This window comes from Nitrosomonas communis (assembly GCF_900114745.1).
GTDB classification, from domain to species: domain Bacteria; phylum Pseudomonadota; class Gammaproteobacteria; order Burkholderiales; family Nitrosomonadaceae; genus Nitrosomonas; species Nitrosomonas communis_A.
Genome location: NZ_FOUB01000071.1, coordinates 1 through 16,159, shown reverse-complemented (window position 1 = coordinate 16,159; position 16,159 = coordinate 1). Strand labels below are relative to the sequence as shown.

Below are 16,159 nucleotides of genomic sequence, written 5' to 3'. Positions count from 1 at the left end.
CCACCTTGTCATAAACAAACGGGGAGAAGCACCATTCGTAAGGGGTGGTGGCATGGCGGTTCAGTAAATCTTTATTGATCGTTAAAACAGTCGGTCCGCCAACGCCGTCCTGTACGGTGATCGCTACGGTTGCAGCTCTAAGCCCTTCCAGCATCACTGCGTTAATACGCCTGCCTGGTTTAACCGTTACGGTCACCGGGGATAGTCCAACGCTGGGATTGCCCTGGTTCCAGTCGAACATCCTGAACCTATTGGTATAACCCTTCAAGAACCATTTGTCGGGAGAGGATGCGGGTGGGTTGTTGAGATTGCTGGATACAAGCGATTTGTACACAAGATGACTATTCGCAGTGACGACACTAACCTCGTTATCTACAGCATAAGTAGTACCAGAATTCCATGCGGGCTCCGCTGCCGCCGGTTCTGCAATAGTGCTGCTGACAAAGCGTGCATCGGTAATGTCAATCGGGAGAAAAGCTTTCATGCTGTTTTTGTCCTAAGCGCGGTGCCGCCTTGTGTGACAGCATCGAGCTTGTTTGATGTGCGCCGGGTGTATTCGGTCTGCTTCTGCGTCTCTTTCAGTAACAGGTCCAACAGGGCAATCACTTCATCCTGATTCAACTGGATAGACTGATTATTGTTAGTAGTGGTTGTGTTGGGTCTGGTGCTTTCCACAATCGGAGCTGGGCCAATATCGCCACCAACGAAACCACCATCAGCAAAACCGGATGGCTTGCCCTCTTTACCTGATTTATGCAGTCTCTCCAGCGTATCAAGACCGATGCTCTCTACCGCTGGGGCAGAGAACACATATTCCTGGCCATGTACGATGCCGACCGGATCATCTCTGCCAGCATTGCCGGTATACCCTCCGCTTGCAAAACCGCGATTCATCTCTACACGTTGTAACTCACGCACGCGATCAAAGATGGATTTGCGCGTTACCTCACTGGTGATATTTGCCCGGCTGAGAAGATCACGTTTAGCTTCGCTCGATACCGTCCTATTCTCAAAAATGTGCTTAGCATTAATAACATTTTCAAGATTGCTTATGCTGTTCGTATCATTTAACGAATTCAGTGCATTAGCTGTTTCCTCAATTTTTGAGATTGATTTTTGCTCTTTCTCAATTTTTCTGATTGATTCATGCGCATTCGTCAATTCGCTAGCGATATCATTTTCTACCTTTCTTTTCTCAAACAAACTACTGGCATCAATGATATTTTTAGCCATATTGATACGGTTAACATCAGAGCGATTGATGATATTCTGCGAGCTGACCAGCCCGCCAATTGCATAGCCTTCCGGCTCGCCTCGTTTGGCGGATTCGTGCAGACTATCAAGCGCACCTACACCAAGGTTTTTGACTGCCTCTTGGCTGAATACATATTCACCTGCGTGAACGATACCTACGGGGTCGAATTTACCGCCTGCTCCGGTAAAGCCACCAGCAGCAAACGGTTCCAAATTGTTTTCCGACAGGAATTTATTGATATCCTCAATTGATATATTGGCAGCCTCGGATAATCTCTCCATTGAAATGCCGTTTGCAATAGCCGCGTTATACACAGCAAGAGGATCATCCATCTTATATGTGTCTGCGAAGTTTTTGATATCAGCATTGGATATCGAGGAACCATAATCTATAGTGTACGTGCCGCCATTTTCTGTTGTTCCACTGGTAACGCCCTGCCCATTTTGATCGAAATGAACTACAGTTACCGTGTCCGGATCGACTCCGAATTTTTCTCCCGCAATAGCCTGGTAGTAGGAATCAGGAACAGATCCAGATATATTGCCTCCGTCTACGCTAGCGTTTGAAATCGCGATCCGGAAATTTTCCAGCGCATCAGCAATTTTTTTTGTATTTGTTTCGATTCCTGTCAACAATCCGATCTGTGTTTGAGCATCTTCGAGAATGCCATCAAGCCGGAGCATTTCAGCTTCGAAGCCAGCCGTTAGCGCGTCGCGAGAATCTTCCAATGCGCTCAAAGTACTCTCTTCTACGCTCAATTGACCGTCAGTCAGTGCGCCCAGCTCACCCAACATGCTAGCTGTCTTAGCCTGCTCGAAGGCAAAATCAAAGCTGCTGGTAAAGCCGGAGGTTGATTGCTCTTTCAGTACATCCAGTGCTTGACTGATATCCTCAACATTCGGTAACCCGCCACCGGCCCGCGCGGTATTAATAGCCGATTCAATCTGCGCCTTAGCTTCATCACGCCCCATCGGTTGAATATCATTTATGGTAGTTTTTAGCGCATCCGATAATGATTTGAGTTTACTGATTGAATCAGTAACGCTTTCGATCTGGGTATTGATTCCATCCAGTGCGGTATTGTATTCATCGGTCAGCCTAGTGCGCTCGGCATCGACTGATCTTTCAAGATCGGCATAAGCGGTGTTAACAGCGTCCAGGTTAGCTTGGTCAAGAGTACTGAAGAAGTCGGCAGTTTGACTTGCCGCATTCATCACGTCATCAGCCATATTGGTAAACAGTCCGCCAGCCTTGACGAAATCTGTCAGGGCATCAATCAGCGCTTCCTTGCCCATGTCAACAGATAGCCCAAACTGGCTGAGCGCATCATCTGCCATTGATTGCTTGATGCCGGTTACTTCCTCTGGTGCAAATGTCCCGGCAAGGGACAGCAGGTTTTGATCTGCTTTCGCTTTATTTAGGTCAACGGTATTGAAATAATCAAGAGCAATTCCTACAGCGGTCATCACGCTGTCTGCTGCAGCAGTCAGCAATCCGCCAGAGTTGACGAACTCTCGCACATACTCAGTTAATTGCTCTCTGCTGATATCTGCAGATATTCCAAACTCGCTGAGCACATCGCTCATCATGGAATATTTAATGCCTAGCACTTCATCAGGCGCCAAGTTTTCAGCGAGAGAAAGCGCATTCAGATTTGCATTTAATTTGATCTGCTTAGCTTCAGCATTGAGTTGCTCTGCTGCATCCTTGACCTGCAGGAAAGTTGGTGCCAGCTCCAGCAATTTGCTGGCTGTTTCAACCGATACTCCGCCAACCTCAGTGACTGATCTGATCAACTCAGCGTACTGTTCTTTGCTCATGTCGGCAGATAAGCCAAGCTCACCAAGTTGCTCATTCAGCGATTCAAACGCCAGCTTGTATTGATCATCCGGGGATAAAAAGTTAGTAGCGAAGAAGCTAACTTGCTGGTTAAGCGCGTCAACACCGCCAGCTCTATCAACCAGTTCGGTTCGCTCTTCAAACGATAGCCCCTGCACCGCCTCTTTAGCTGCTGACATTGATCCGCTCAATACTGCCGCCGCACCTTCCAGCGAGCTAAATTCAAGGCCCAGCCGTTCCATGGTCTGCAATGCGCTCTCACCGGATTTGCTCAGGCTGTCAATGCCCGGGATAAGGCTGCGTGCCATGGCATCACCTGCGTCGGCAATCACTTGTCCGATCTGCTCATCGGTCAGCGCTTCGCCTTTCTCGCTGGCGATATTGATTCCCATGCTGAAATTGTCCAGCGCCTCAGTACCTAGCCCGAGCGAGTCAGCAACACTACGCAACGATGTAGAGATGCCGCTTATGCTATCGTCGAGATATTGACCAAGTTCTGTCGCATAGGATTTGGCTTGATCAGCAAATGGCTGCAGCTCGTCAGCAATACCGCCCTCAACAAGTTCTCCGTACTGGTTGAGCAGCTCGCCGCTGTCAGTATCGGTCATGACGCGATCGACTTTATCGGAGATAAACGCCCCACCTTCGGCTTTGAATTTGGTTGACGTGATACCGCTAAAACCACCGGCGGTAAAATCTCCGATTAAATTGGTCTCCTTCTGCTCCAGTGGACCGCGACCGAATAGCACATTCATTAATGGCACTACTGGCATAAAGTCGCCGAGTATAGGAATATCGCCCATAAAATTAAGCGCATCCCCAAACCCGCCGCCCATGCGTTTATCACCAGCGAATGATCTAAGTATTGCTGTAGCAGCGTAGGCAATTGCCAGCGGACCGGCCACAGCGCTAAGTGATGACCCCAGGCTTGCGGCGCTACTTAAAGATGCCCCTGTGCTCGCTGCCGAACTCATGCCGCTCGCACCCCATAGCATCTGCGATCCTTGCGCGGCAGCCAACTGACTGCTCGTTGCACCCATGCCACTAAAAAACGAACCAGCCGATCCGGGCAATTTGCTGCCTATGCTGCTTATAAATCCTGATCCACCGCTAAATAGGTTTGTGGCTGATGATCCAAAACTGGCAATATCCATTATGCCCATCCCGCTTGATCTGCCGCTGGTTGCGGTACTGCCAGACAACCCAAATGAACTGAACAGTGATGCCATATTGCCGGTCGGCTTATTAAATAACGCTCCCCAGATATCCGCAGCCAATGCCTCAGTTATCATACGCAAGATGGCATTCTCGAATCCGTCCACCATATCGTCGAATCTGCCATTGATGCCATCGAACAGTGCATCCCCTAGCGCATTTTGCAGATTACGCTGGGCCTGGATGCTGAACTGGGAAATCTCATCAAAAGCTTGCTTGCCGGTTGTGCCCGTCTTCAGGAACTGTTCTTCAGCTTTTTGTAGGGCCCGGTTATAGGTTTCCTGGCTAAGCACTCCCGCGTTGACTAATTGGTTCAATTCGGCTTGCGTTTGAGCGTAGCGCTCTTCACCAGTCATTACTGACTCGGTTATTTGCGCTGTTTTGTCTAGTTGGCTTTTGTATAAATTCGCGGCTTCTTCTGCGTCTTTTAACGCAATCGTTTCTTGCTCTATTTTGTCAATGAGCGGCGCTGCAACATCCAGTACACCAAGCTTCGCCGCCTCCAACCGTTTAATTTCCGTAGTGGTTTTGCCAAGCTGATCAACCTCTCTGGTTAGGGATTGAAGAAAACGCTCGCCTTCGGATATCTGTCCTTTAGTTGCAGCTGTGTTTTTGTTGCGGCTATCTGTTACCGGCTTTAAGGCAAGATCGAGCGCATTGAGTGCATTCGATTCTTTATTGATTGCAGCGCTTGATTCTGCTGCTGCCTGCTCCATCTTGACCAGATCAGCCTGGTAATCTTCGATTTGCTGGCTCAATAAATCGGCTTCACGTTTGTCGAAGAGTAATCCGCCGACTACCGGGATGTTTTTGCGATCATTTAGCGATGCAAGTTGCTCTTGTAAATCAGCAATCTTTTTCTTTTGTTGGTCGATAGCTGAGAGCTGTTTAATTCCAAATAGATTATTGATTGCTTTGGACGCGGCTTCTGCGGCAGGTACCAGGATACCTGCAAGCGTATCCCCCAGGGTGATGGCAATATTGTTGATCGATGCCATAAGGCGGTCGATTTTAAAGCCTGGGCTAGCCGCCATCTTTTCAAATGCAGTTTGTGTCGCGCCGGCTTTATTGCCCATATCCAGCATGATCTGGTTAAAATCGTTACCAGCCTGCCCGGCCAAGGCCATCATAGGAACCAATGATTCGACGCCGCCAAATAGCACCGCGAGTTTATCAGCGCTACCACCAGTTCTCTTGGTGACTTCATCCAGGAATCCGGCAAAGCCTTTGGCCTGCAGACCGGCGGCATTAAACTCTAAGCCAAGTTGATCGGCAAGTTTTGCAGCCTCTGCGGATGGTTTTGCCACAGCAGCCAAAATGGCTCTAACACCTGTTATGCTTTCCGATGTTTGAATGCCTTGCTTGGATAATGCGGCAATGGTGGCAACCAGCTCGTCAAAGCTGACATTGAGAGCGGATGCAAGCGGAGTGACTTTACCCAAGCCAGAGGAGAATTCTTCCATGTTGGCCTTGCCCGCTTTCATGCCAACAAACAATGCATCGGATACCGCTTCAGCGCTTTCAACTTTGCCGCTGTAGCTATTCATGATGTTGGTCAAACCATCGACAGAGGTGGCCAGGTCAGTATTGCCACCGATAGCGAGTTTATTGGCGGCAGCTAATAATTCAGTCGCCTGGGTGACATCTTCTGTGCCCGAGCTGATGATTTCGTAGAACGCTTTAGCCTGGTCTACCGGCATCGTACCAAACTGCACAGATAGACTTTTAGCGGCGGCTTCCAGCCGGTTAAGGTCGTCTACCGAGCCGTCGATTTGCGTTGAGATTTGCGCAAGCGATTTGTTGAAATCAAGCGAGCGGCTGAACGATTCATTGAGCGCAACCATGCCGCCAATGGCTGCAGCAGCCTGGGCGGCGGACCCTTTGAGAAAATCTGTAACCGATGCAGAAGCCGCATCAAAGTTTCTCTGCGCGTTTTGAGCGAACTTAAGCGCAGCCTGGTCTGATTTATCCAGCCCCTGAGTGTACTGGGCATAGTCTAATGCCAGACTGACGACAAGTGATCCAAGTGCGCTCATAGTTAATCTTTTTTACGGTTGAGTATCGGGAGCGCAGCACGCTCCATAGTCTTGATATCGTTAAATAGTTCTGCCCTGCGTTTCTTTTTTGTGCCCAGCATATTCATGCTGGACTCAATGGATGGGTAATTAATGCCGATGAATGAGCCGGAAAATGAGATGCGCCATTGCGTTGATAAAGAATTGAATAGCATGAAAACCTCTTCGTTTTCCGGCCAGATTTCGCAATCGATGTCAGTCTCACCGCTTGCCTGCTTTTTGGTTGATTCAATCACATCTGGTGACGCACCCATTGCCATCAGGGCGTCAATGACATCCTGATCAATGGTTGCTACTTTTGGTTGGTTGCCAGTTGGGTTAGCCCAGAAACTAGCAACCTCGATTAGTTTTTTTCGCGTTGCTTGTAGATGGATGACCAGAAGGATTCTGATAGACCGAGCACGGCTTCCGGGATTTTGAGCACGATATCGAGGTTGGTTTCGTTGTACTCCACGACTGCATTGTCTTCAGCGAGCAAGCCTTCCCATCCAACCAGCTTTTTACGGATCACGTCTGTCTGCGGCAGCTTGCGCAATTCCTCCACCTCATCCATGTCAGTTCTGGCGAACTGTACGGTGAAGGTGGATTTCTGAAAGATGCCTTTGTCGTTCTTGATGTGCACATCAACTTGAGTTTTAAAGGTTGGGTTAAGTGCGATTTTGAATGCCATTTTTTATTGCCTCGAAAAATAAAAACCCGCCGAGGTTTCCCGGGGCGGGTGGATTGATTAATAGCTAGTTGTTTATCGTTTTTTCTTGCTGCGTGCAGATTGTGGCTCTTTTTCTGATTCTGGTTCTGTTGCCGGTGGCTCTATCCTGCCTGCAGGTTTAATCAGCAGATGTTCGCGTTCATCATAAGGCCGTTGCTGGCCGGTTTTCTGATCGATGATGTATGAGCCGCCCTTGCCGTCGTATTCATTAAGTTCTGCTGCTGGCTCATCTTTAACAGGATCGGCCGGGCGACGTTCACCCGTTTCAGGATCGATGATGTATGAGCCGCCCATGCCGGAATATTTATCCATTGGTTTCTCCATCATTTTTGAGCCGCACGGATAAACAGTTCATCGAGCTGCGCATCGGTAAGTCCGAGCGCCACGGCAGCGGAAGCAATGTATGGGCTATTTCTTAGCAGCTTGCCGCCATACTCCCAGCGTATCTTGAGTTCATCATCATTTGACTGGGCGATATACTGGTTAACCACATCGAGCAACCCCGCTTCGAGCAATGCCAGTCGCGCTTGATCGGCATTGATTTCCTGCGGTACCGGGTTGAGGCGAGGGGTTATGTGTTCTTCAGTGAGTACATAGATACCCGACTCATCTACGAGGATATCTCTTGGCTCAGGATACTCCAACGCTTGCTCGTACGTTAAATCGGTAATAATGGCCATGCTGGATCCTTAAAGGTTATATACTTCGACAAGATAGCTTTCGATCGTGATCGGCTCGGTAGCATACATACCTAATGCCAAAGCAAAGTTGCGAGTAACAGAAAAATCCAATGCAGAGACAACAGGGTTGTTTGTTGACGGGCCAAATCCCCCCACCATATTATCCGCTAGCCCGATTTGGGACTGGTTAGTGCCTCGCATGTGTATCCTGGCCTGGTATCTGTATGAACTAATATTGACTAAATTATTAACTTCAGACATTTTTAATGCCAGCGAGCGGTATGATAGCGATTTTGGATTCGCGCTATTTTTAAGCGATACCAATGCATCGGCTTTTATGATGGAATTTGGACCCAACGGTGCGATAGCCGACAAAATGTAATTGATTATTACACTACCCAGAGCCATAATCGGCGCCGCCTGCGAAGCAAACGCCAGATCGATCCCGATCTTGTTACCAGTTACATCAGCATCCAGGCTGATAATTTTATAGATGGCTAATCCAGTCCAGCCTGTGCTGGCTGTCAAGATAAAAATATTTGCTCCAACTGCATCGGCAGCAGACAATCCATGCGCGCCTGCACCAGTGAGTAAAACTTTACCTGCACCGTTATCGGATACTGTTATGCCAGTAAATGTAGAAGCTGGCGTGATCAGTTTAATAGGCACCCCACTGTAAGCTTGCAACGGAGCGCCAGAGGGGCCGGTATCTCCCTTCGGCCCTTTAATCCCAACGTTAGTTATTTCAATAGGCATGTTTTAAATCGCCTCCTGCACGATAATCTGGAACGTTTCTGTGCTAGCAACAGCCGATTGCGGATCGGTATAGGTTACATCGCTATACAGCGTTGTGACCGGCCAGGCAGAGGTATCAGCCACCGTCATGGTGTACTCACCTGCGGCAGCACTGGTGACAGAAACCGATGGCGTAGCGATGACGTTGCCTGCCGCATCTCTTATTTTGGCAACTATCGTGTGGCCCGTGAGATTGACCGGCGATCCGCTGCCATCCTTGGCAATTGCCGCGACAGAATAGGTGTCGCCTTTTTTGAGGATGAACTTCACAGGATCGGCTTGCAGTGGATTAACATAGCCATTTGGTGCGCGCGAGTCTGTACCAGAGTTGTAAGTATAACTACCCCCTTTTCCGGCATAAGCATCGTTAACAATAACGTTTTCTATTGTCATTTACTGCCTCCAAAAACGTTACTTATTATTTAACGGTGATAATCAATTCGTCGTTGCCTGCGTTCGGTTGCAGTTGCAGCCCAATATTAAGCATGGCAATGCCGTCTTGATCGTTATATTGCGGATCGTTGATCTGCACCTTGGGTGCATCGAACTGCACGATGTTGCCTGCGCCTGAGCCATGTACAACTTGCAGCGCTGCCAGTGTTCCGGCTTGCGCTACCCCATGCCAGCCCTTGGTGGCAACGGAAGTCATCTCGATAGAAGCGCTACCGTTTGGATTGCGGTCGACCATAATGACGTCTTCAGAATTCACCAGGTTGCGGTATTTGACGTCGTTGTTCATGGCGAGCGATAACGTATCCAGCGCAACTGCTATACCGTGCAGCGCCAGGGTTGGCGTGTTAAGTTTGTTGACGGCAAACGGCGTTTTGAATCCGCTGAAATCTGACCCACCTGGTACCGCCGTGTCGGTGGGCGTGCTGTAAATGCCAGTGAATTTGAATTTCATCACCGGTATATTGCGCGCGTTCAGGTCAAAGGTGACTGTGCCGCGGCAATTGGTCATTTTGTGCAGTACGCCATCGAGATAGAAATAGATAGTGATGGATTCCAAGCTCGAAGAAACCGGTGCATAGACTACGCTCACCCCTGCGCTGATCGTCTCACTAAAAGCGCATGCCCGCAGTAACGAGCCAAATTTTGGAGCCGTTCCCGCTGCACCTGCAGCAGCAATTTCGACCTCTATTTCAATCTCGGAATAGGCCGAGACCTGAACTTTTCCTTTGTTGCCAAAGTACGGTTTGATATTGTTGCGTTCTACGAATTGGGCTACGACCGGCTGAGGATTGGTAACCCGGCATAGAATTGAGTTTGATCCCGCGGTTGGTACCGGATCGACCCCTGCTGATGCTTCGATCTTTGCTAACAGCAGCGTGTTGCGCATTAGTTTTGCCATTTATTGCCTCGCAAATGAAAAACCAGCTTTGGATTGCTCCTTAGCTGGCTTGGGTGGTAATGAAGTGATGACTGGTTTTAAGGTTTTTTGCTACGTTCGTTCTCTGATTCTGAAATTCTGGTAATAAGCGTATACGCCGGGCAGTTCTTCAAAGTCCGCATCGCCTGATTCCTCTTCGCCAAAATAGCGGAATGGGTCACTGTTGATGCCTTCCATCGCGGTAACAATCTGCGGTTTAAACGTGGCAAGCTCTGTACGTGCTTCAGCAAATAGCACCACGGTGACAATATGCTGAATATAGCCACCGCCCTGTACCCAGCCTTTTTCCGGCATACTTTCTATTTGAAATATGATGGCAGGCCAGGTGGGATTAGGTGGCAGTTCTACCGCCCAGGTGTTGGCGATGACTGCGGTTAATGCCGTGTTGACTGTTGAGGCAATGGTCATTGTCTGGCTCGCTCCAAATCTTTCAGTAATCGCGCTTCCATGGCCGCAAGGGCTTCCGCGCGTTTGTTTTCTAGCGATGGCTCAATATATGGCCGTGCCTGCATCTTCTTTGTGCCGAACTCATGAAAGTACCAATAGAAGGGATCATTCTCGCGCCGGATGACTATCCGTCCAGTTTTGCTGAGTGCCAGGTATTTGGTGACCTTTTTACCATTGCCCAGGTGACGCCCATGTCGCACGCCAAGGTTATATTGCGCGGTACCGGCTGGGGCGTTGCGTTCTCGCTTGATGGCAATATTGCGGATCAGGGCTCCAGATTTTTTCAGTCCATGGGCCATGGCTTGCGCTTTGGCTTCTTTCTTGAGTACATTGGCAGCAGAGGCAACCATGCGCAGCGAGGTCTTTTGCACCATTTCGGTACCGAGTTTTTCAAAACTTTCTCGCAGGTTGCCAATGCCGAGGATCTCTACATCACCTGCCATTGTTTCCTCCAGTATCGCAAGTCAGCACGATGAAGGCATGCCCGTCTTCAAAATCATTGATATGACGGATGTTGTAGTATTTGCCGTCATATACAACGCGCATGATATTAGTTAAGCCAGATAGGTAGCGGATAGTAAATTCCGTTCTGGCTTCCAGTATTTGGCCACCGTGTTGCGTTGCTCTGCGTTCATTGCCTGACAGGTAATTGACTCTGGCCCATGCCGTTGCAAAGTCGCTCCACGTCTCGGTGATGCCGCCTTCGGCATCCTTGCCCTGTGTCCGGCTTTGGATAGCGATTTGCCGGTTGAGTTTGCCTGCGCCCGGTGGTGGCATACTAAATTCCCAATACTCGATAGGTGTCTAACAAGCCATCAGAAAATTCTACCCTACTCATTTGCCCAGGAATTGCCGCCTCTTTGTTATTTATCCAATGAGCTACGTGCAACTTCATCCAGTGCTTGATTATTTCTGGAACTGATGCTGCATTGCCATATCCACATACAAATACAATGCGTACGTTTTCTATACTGTCATAAACTATAGGCCAATCGTAATTTGCTGTCTTAACAATCTTTGCAAATTTATTATCGCTGTTGTTTTTCAACACATAATTGCTCGGTGGAATAGTTTGCTCGATACCATTAACATCATCATATTTAATTGATGTGATACTGATTAATGGCAGCTTCGGGATATAAATCTTATCCACAAATTTATCTAGCGTAAGCTGCCAACTTTGGGATATCAGTACACGCGCTCCTAACTCTACTTCGCACTCCTGTCTAGCGACAGTTATCAAGGATGTGATATCTGTATCTTCCGTATTACTTGTAACGCGAGCATTCGATTTTGCTTCTGCCAGCGTAATTGGCTCTGAGGCTGGCGCGGCGATAAGTTTGAGTAGCATAGATAAAAACCCGCCTGGGTTGCTCCAAGGCGGGTTGAGTGGTTACAGTAGTTTGTTATGCGCGAATAATAGTGGCGCTGTTGTCCAACACGTATTGGACCGCATCAGGTGATGGATCAACATTCCCGATCAGTTGACCGAGCACGGATTGATCTGCTTCGATGATCTGATCGGGTTTGTATTCCACACCGTTGAACGTGAACGCACACAGCACACGCGCTTGTTTTATCCCTGCTGATTTCTTGCTCATATTAGCTCGCGCTGTGTTGATACAGTTTTACAGCATTAGGACCGAGCAGGTTGCCGCCCATGCGTGCCCAGCCCATGAAACCGACTTGTCCTTTTTTAGCATAGGCAGAGTCATCAAAACGGAACATGGTAACCAGCATGGCGTCACGAATCATGTATTTGGAAAGATCACCAAAGGCAATCGATTTAGCATTAGCTGCCGGTACCGCGACATCGTTATTGAGCTGGATGGGGTGGCCAAGTAATTCATCGGTAAATCCGCCCGCAATGCCTGCATCATAGGATGGTGTCCAGATTGGCCGTCCTGCGGTATCTTTAATCTTGCGAATGGTCTTGCGCATAGTCTGCGAGAACATAAACCGCAGTGTGCCGTCATGATAAGCATAGTCAATGCTATCGACGAGGTCTACCAAATCTTCATAAATGACTGTTAAGGTCTGGCCGGTCGTCCGAGTTTTGCCGACGCTCGATGCGCTGATCAAACCATTGGGCTGCCCGGAGTTATTGCCGGTGGTAAACATGGTGTTGCCATAGCGGCCAATACGTGTACTGATTCGGCTGTTGATCATGCCGATGATATCGATATTGGTATCCTGCAGCAGCTCGAACGGGATCGTGATGATTTTGGAGCTGAACTTGAAGACGTTCAGCGCAACGGTACCGAAGGAGGGATCGGCATCGGTTGCAGTCGTATTCTCGGCAATGATCTCGCCCGTTTCGCTGGTACCGTCGCTGGTCGGGTAAGACAGCGGATTACCTTGTGAGGTGGTGAGTTGGCTTGCCACTTCACGCATTCCCTTGAAGCCTTTCAGTTTCTCAATCAGCTCGCTCGCTACTTCTGATTGCACGGTATAACCGCCTTCTGTAGTAGTCGTGGTACTCATGGTGTTATGGATGGACTGATACTCTTCCACACTGAGCGCACGCTCGCCATTCCTAAGCAGCTTATCAAAGCTGTTACGGGCAAACTTGGCTGCTTTGTCTTTTGGATCGATCGGTTTTGCATCCAGGAATTCCTTCTCAACACGTTCATCCAGCAGGCGCTGCATGGTACCGATCTGGGATTCGATGGATTCAATCTGATCGGCAATCCCATCAAATTGTGATTTTTCTTCAGGCGTCCAGACTTTATCACCTGCCTTAGCCAGCATGTCTTTGGCTTGTCTTGCGAGTTCCTGTTTTTGCTCGCGCAGGGCTTTGATGTTTCCACTCATCATTTATTTCCTTATTGAGATAAAAATAAAAAAGCCGCCTGGTCAGGGGCGGCTTGTTTCGTCTGCGCAAGCGCGTCAGTCGATTCCTAGCAGGCGCAAGCGTCGCTGTGCGTTCTCGCGCTGTTGTATCCATGTTGTTCTATCATCTTGCTCGGTCAATGCTTTGGGCGCTTTGGTATAGGCAGACAGGTTCCATTTGTTGGAGGCTGTCTGTTTATCTTTGGTAATACTATCCACGAAGCCATGATCCAGCGCTTCCTGTGCTGTGAACCAGGTCTCAGCTGCCATCCAGTCAGCAATCTGGTTAACCGGCTTTCCTGTTTTCTTGGCATAGTCATTGATAATGGATTGGTCTATTTTCTCTAGCAATACCGCCTCATTCATTAAATCCTCTTTATTGCCGATGATGAGTGTCCAAGCGTTGTGGATCATGAAGAATGCACCCTCTGCCATGTGCACCTGCTTGGCGGATGTGGCCACATAAGTAGCTGCACTAGCAGCAATACCATCAATATAAGCCGTGACATTGCCGTGCTCAGCTATCGCTGTAGCCATGGTGCGTGCATCAAACACATCACCTCCTGGTGAATTAATACGCAGATTAACCGCCTTTCCTTTGAGGGCGGATAATTCTCTGGTGAAATCGGTTGCCGATATCCCCCACAGTGAGTCGATAACGTCATACAGATACAGGGTCGATGATTCGTCTGCGTTTTCTATGCGCATAACAGGACGCTCTGGCTTGCTGTTATCGCGTAATAATTGCAGTATCCGCTTGTGCATTGCTGTTTCCTTTTGGTTCATAGAATGAGTTGCCGCCTTCTTTATCGTCTACGGGTGGCAGGTTTTTAATTCTGCGAATCTCGTTCAACGTCATCCAGCCGGGCCCCATCGATCCGCCCATTGCCTGGCGCATGTATTCACCTTCTGATTTGGAATCACCCCGCAGCAAACCATCCAGATTGAACTCGACAAAGTAGTCATGCTTGGGAAATATTTTGCTGTTGGTTTCCTGCTCGATGCGGTTCAGGTAGGTTTGCAGCGTGAACTTGACAAAGCCTAATGTCATCTGCTCGATGCCAGTGCCCCAGCTGGTGGCGGTTTCCTGTGCCCCGATCATGAACGGTGGCACACCAAAGGCACGAGCGATATCGATCACCTGGTATTTGCGGCTCTCTAACAGTTCAGCGTCGACCGATGACATACTTAATTCCTTGATCTCCAGCCCCTGCGTCAGTACCAGCGGTTTACCTGCATTTTCTGGTCCGGCATATTTTTGGACATATTGGTCTTTAAGCTCATCAATCTGTTCCTGTCCCATCTTGCCGGGTGATGTAATCAGGTGCTTTGGGGTAGCGCCGTTTTTGAGAAAGCGACCACTGAATTCATCCGCCGCCAGTGCAATGCCGATTGACTGAAAGGCAGCATGCTGGATAACCGTTAAGCTGCGGCCTGTTTCTCCGTCATAACCAAAGCCGGGTATGTGCAGGATCTCGTTATCCTGGTAGACACGAGCGGCACCATTCTTTGGCTGATAGCGGTAGAGTAATTCACCTTCGCCATCGGGTAATGGCGTAACGCGGTCTGGGTGCAATGGAACTATCCTGACGACATCACCTAAACGATCCCGTTCAATCCGAGAGAAGGAATCTCCACGCAGCGCGTTGCATCGTACCCACCATTCTTTCATGGTGGCTGCTGTCCATGCGCCACATGGGCGCTCGTTAAATAAATAGCTGATCGGTAACGCTACTTTTTCTCGACCGCTATCCGTGCGGCGGTAAAACGCCAGCGGCAGGCTGGCAATCGATCCACCGATCAGATTGATGCATGCAGCTACGGCTGATACACGCATGGCCGAGTCATCGGTAACGACATAACCCGATGAAGACTGCAGGCCACCAAGCAGATTAATTACAGCGGGATCGCTGCTTTTAATGTACTGGACCTCGTTCTTAACTGAGAGCGCCTTGCTTACCTTGCTGGCTTTTTTATCTGATTTATTTTTTTTACTCACAGCACAACGAATCCCTGGTCAATATCATCAGACTCTATTTTGCAATCGATAGCGATGCCAGCACCCATGACGGCAGCAACCATCAGGTCAATGCGGCCAGTTGCTTTTTCTTTACTCAGCTTTCTGTTCTCGGCTGCGTCCTGTACGGTGACGGCATTGGCTGCGCACCAAGTCAAGACAGGATCGCCATCGTGCACTACTTCGCCATTGAGTAAGGCCGTTTCAAATTTGTCCAACGCTGGGGACATATCTTTATATCCTTGGCCAAATGGTTCCATTGGTGGCAGCGGGATGTCTTCATCCTCGGCCAGCTGCTTCAGGTCTTCAATGCGCCAGCGGTCATACGCGATGCATTGAATGTCAAAGATATCAATTAATTTTTCCATCCTGCGCAATACGAACAGTTTGCTCACTGCGCGGCCGGGTGTGGTTTCCAGATAACCGGCTGCTTTCCATACAAGGTAAGGCACCTTATCGAGCTCTTCTTTCCTAAGCAGTCCCTCATCAGGCAACCAGGCAAACGAAACCAGCTGCCATGGTTCACCGTATTCTTCCGGCTCTATCCACAATACCAATCCGGTCAGGTCGGTGGTTGACCCTAAGTCAAGACCACCCCATGCACGGCGCCCCCGCAATGCCCGCCAGTCGTAGTTACGTTTGGCTGCCATCCACACATCAGCAGATATCCAGGGATTCTTGGCATCGGTCCATTGGCAGAAATTAAGACGTCTAACCAGTGCTTCCTTGCTCGGCATGCCATGTGCTTCGTTAACCTGCTCACGAATGTAGCGCTTGCCCGGCAAGCCTGCTTTTAAACTAGGGTTGGCCTTGACGCTCCTATGTCAAGTAATTGCAGCAGCATCAGATAAATCTGCGAGAATAAGCGGATACAATTCACGAACAATGTAACGCTTCAGGCAGCG

At 49.1% G+C, this 16,159-nt stretch carries 17 protein-coding genes and 1 pseudogene; all 18 read right to left on the bottom strand.

What is annotated here, in order from left to right; all coding sequences use genetic code 11:
* A partial coding sequence (locus BM122_RS17430) for a hypothetical protein (RefSeq protein ID WP_218152144.1) occupies window positions 1-484 on the bottom strand: 484 nt, incomplete at its 3' end.
* The gene (locus tag BM122_RS17425) at window positions 481-6,345 is read right to left on the bottom strand and encodes a phage tail tape measure protein (RefSeq protein WP_074906840.1); all 5,865 of its coding nucleotides are present in this window, start codon (window positions 6,343-6,345) and stop codon (window positions 481-483) included. The genes BM122_RS17430 and BM122_RS17425, both read right to left, overlap by 4 nt.
* Before the next feature lie 2 nt (window positions 6,346-6,347).
* Window positions 6,348-6,644: a DUF1799 domain-containing protein gene (locus tag BM122_RS17420; RefSeq protein WP_074906839.1), complete on the bottom strand. Its 297-nt coding sequence runs from the start codon at window positions 6,642-6,644 to the stop codon at window positions 6,348-6,350.
* A gap of 83 nt (window positions 6,645-6,727) precedes the next feature.
* On the bottom strand, window positions 6,728-7,054 hold the full coding sequence (locus tag BM122_RS17415) for a hypothetical protein (RefSeq protein ID WP_074906838.1): 327 nt from the start codon (window positions 7,052-7,054) through the stop codon (window positions 6,728-6,730).
* Between the two features lie 72 nt (window positions 7,055-7,126).
* Window positions 7,127-7,405 (bottom strand): hypothetical protein, encoded by a 279-nt coding sequence (locus tag BM122_RS17410; RefSeq protein WP_074906837.1) that lies wholly within the window; start codon window positions 7,403-7,405, stop codon window positions 7,127-7,129.
* An 11-nt stretch (window positions 7,406-7,416) separates the two neighbouring features.
* Entirely contained in the window at window positions 7,417-7,773 is a 357-nt protein-coding gene (locus BM122_RS17405) for a hypothetical protein (RefSeq protein WP_074906836.1), read from the bottom strand.
* A gap of 9 nt (window positions 7,774-7,782) precedes the next feature.
* Window positions 7,783-8,529, bottom strand: a complete 747-nt coding sequence (locus BM122_RS17400) for a hypothetical protein (RefSeq protein WP_074906835.1) — start codon at window positions 8,527-8,529, stop codon at window positions 7,783-7,785.
* Between the two features lie 3 nt (window positions 8,530-8,532).
* Window positions 8,533-8,961 (bottom strand): hypothetical protein, encoded by a 429-nt coding sequence (locus tag BM122_RS17395; protein WP_074906834.1) that lies wholly within the window; start codon window positions 8,959-8,961, stop codon window positions 8,533-8,535.
* A 25-nt stretch (window positions 8,962-8,986) separates the two neighbouring features.
* Window positions 8,987-9,919, bottom strand: a complete 933-nt coding sequence (locus BM122_RS17390; RefSeq protein WP_074906833.1) for a phage tail tube protein — start codon at window positions 9,917-9,919, stop codon at window positions 8,987-8,989.
* Window positions 9,920-10,009: 90 nt separating this feature from the next.
* On the bottom strand, window positions 10,010-10,366 hold the full coding sequence (locus tag BM122_RS17385; RefSeq protein WP_074906832.1) for a hypothetical protein: 357 nt from the start codon (window positions 10,364-10,366) through the stop codon (window positions 10,010-10,012).
* Window positions 10,363-10,848 carry an HK97-gp10 family putative phage morphogenesis protein gene (locus BM122_RS17380; RefSeq protein ID WP_074906831.1) on the bottom strand — a complete coding sequence of 162 codons (486 nt, stop codon included), beginning with the start codon at window positions 10,846-10,848 and terminating at the stop codon, window positions 10,363-10,365. Before BM122_RS17380 ends, BM122_RS17385 begins: the two co-directional genes overlap by 4 nt.
* Window positions 10,838-11,182 carry a phage head closure protein gene (locus BM122_RS17375; RefSeq protein WP_074906830.1) on the bottom strand — a complete coding sequence of 115 codons (345 nt, stop codon included), beginning with the start codon at window positions 11,180-11,182 and terminating at the stop codon, window positions 10,838-10,840. The genes BM122_RS17380 and BM122_RS17375 overlap by 11 nt, the downstream gene beginning before the upstream one ends.
* Before the next feature lies 1 nt (window position 11,183).
* Window positions 11,184-11,756 carry a head-tail connector protein gene (locus BM122_RS17370; RefSeq protein WP_074906829.1) on the bottom strand — a complete coding sequence of 191 codons (573 nt, stop codon included), beginning with the start codon at window positions 11,754-11,756 and terminating at the stop codon, window positions 11,184-11,186.
* Window positions 11,757-11,811: 55 nt separating this feature from the next.
* Window positions 11,812-12,006 (bottom strand): hypothetical protein, encoded by a 195-nt coding sequence (locus BM122_RS17365; protein ID WP_074906828.1) that lies wholly within the window; start codon window positions 12,004-12,006, stop codon window positions 11,812-11,814.
* 1 nt (window position 12,007) lies between these two features.
* Window positions 12,008-13,222: a phage major capsid protein gene (locus tag BM122_RS17360; RefSeq protein WP_083398573.1), complete on the bottom strand. Its 1,215-nt coding sequence runs from the start codon at window positions 13,220-13,222 to the stop codon at window positions 12,008-12,010.
* A 72-nt stretch (window positions 13,223-13,294) separates the two neighbouring features.
* The gene (locus BM122_RS17355) at window positions 13,295-14,002 is read right to left on the bottom strand and encodes a head maturation protease, ClpP-related (protein ID WP_074906826.1); all 708 of its coding nucleotides are present in this window, start codon (window positions 14,000-14,002) and stop codon (window positions 13,295-13,297) included.
* Window positions 13,968-15,236: a phage portal protein gene (locus BM122_RS17350; protein WP_074906825.1), complete on the bottom strand. Its 1,269-nt coding sequence runs from the start codon at window positions 15,234-15,236 to the stop codon at window positions 13,968-13,970. The genes BM122_RS17355 and BM122_RS17350 overlap by 35 nt, the downstream gene beginning before the upstream one ends.
* Window positions 15,233-16,057: pseudogene (locus BM122_RS17345) on the bottom strand (terminase TerL endonuclease subunit); the annotation flags it as partial. The gene BM122_RS17350 and the pseudogene BM122_RS17345, both read right to left, overlap by 4 nt.
* Between the last annotated feature and the right edge of the window lie 102 nt (window positions 16,058-16,159).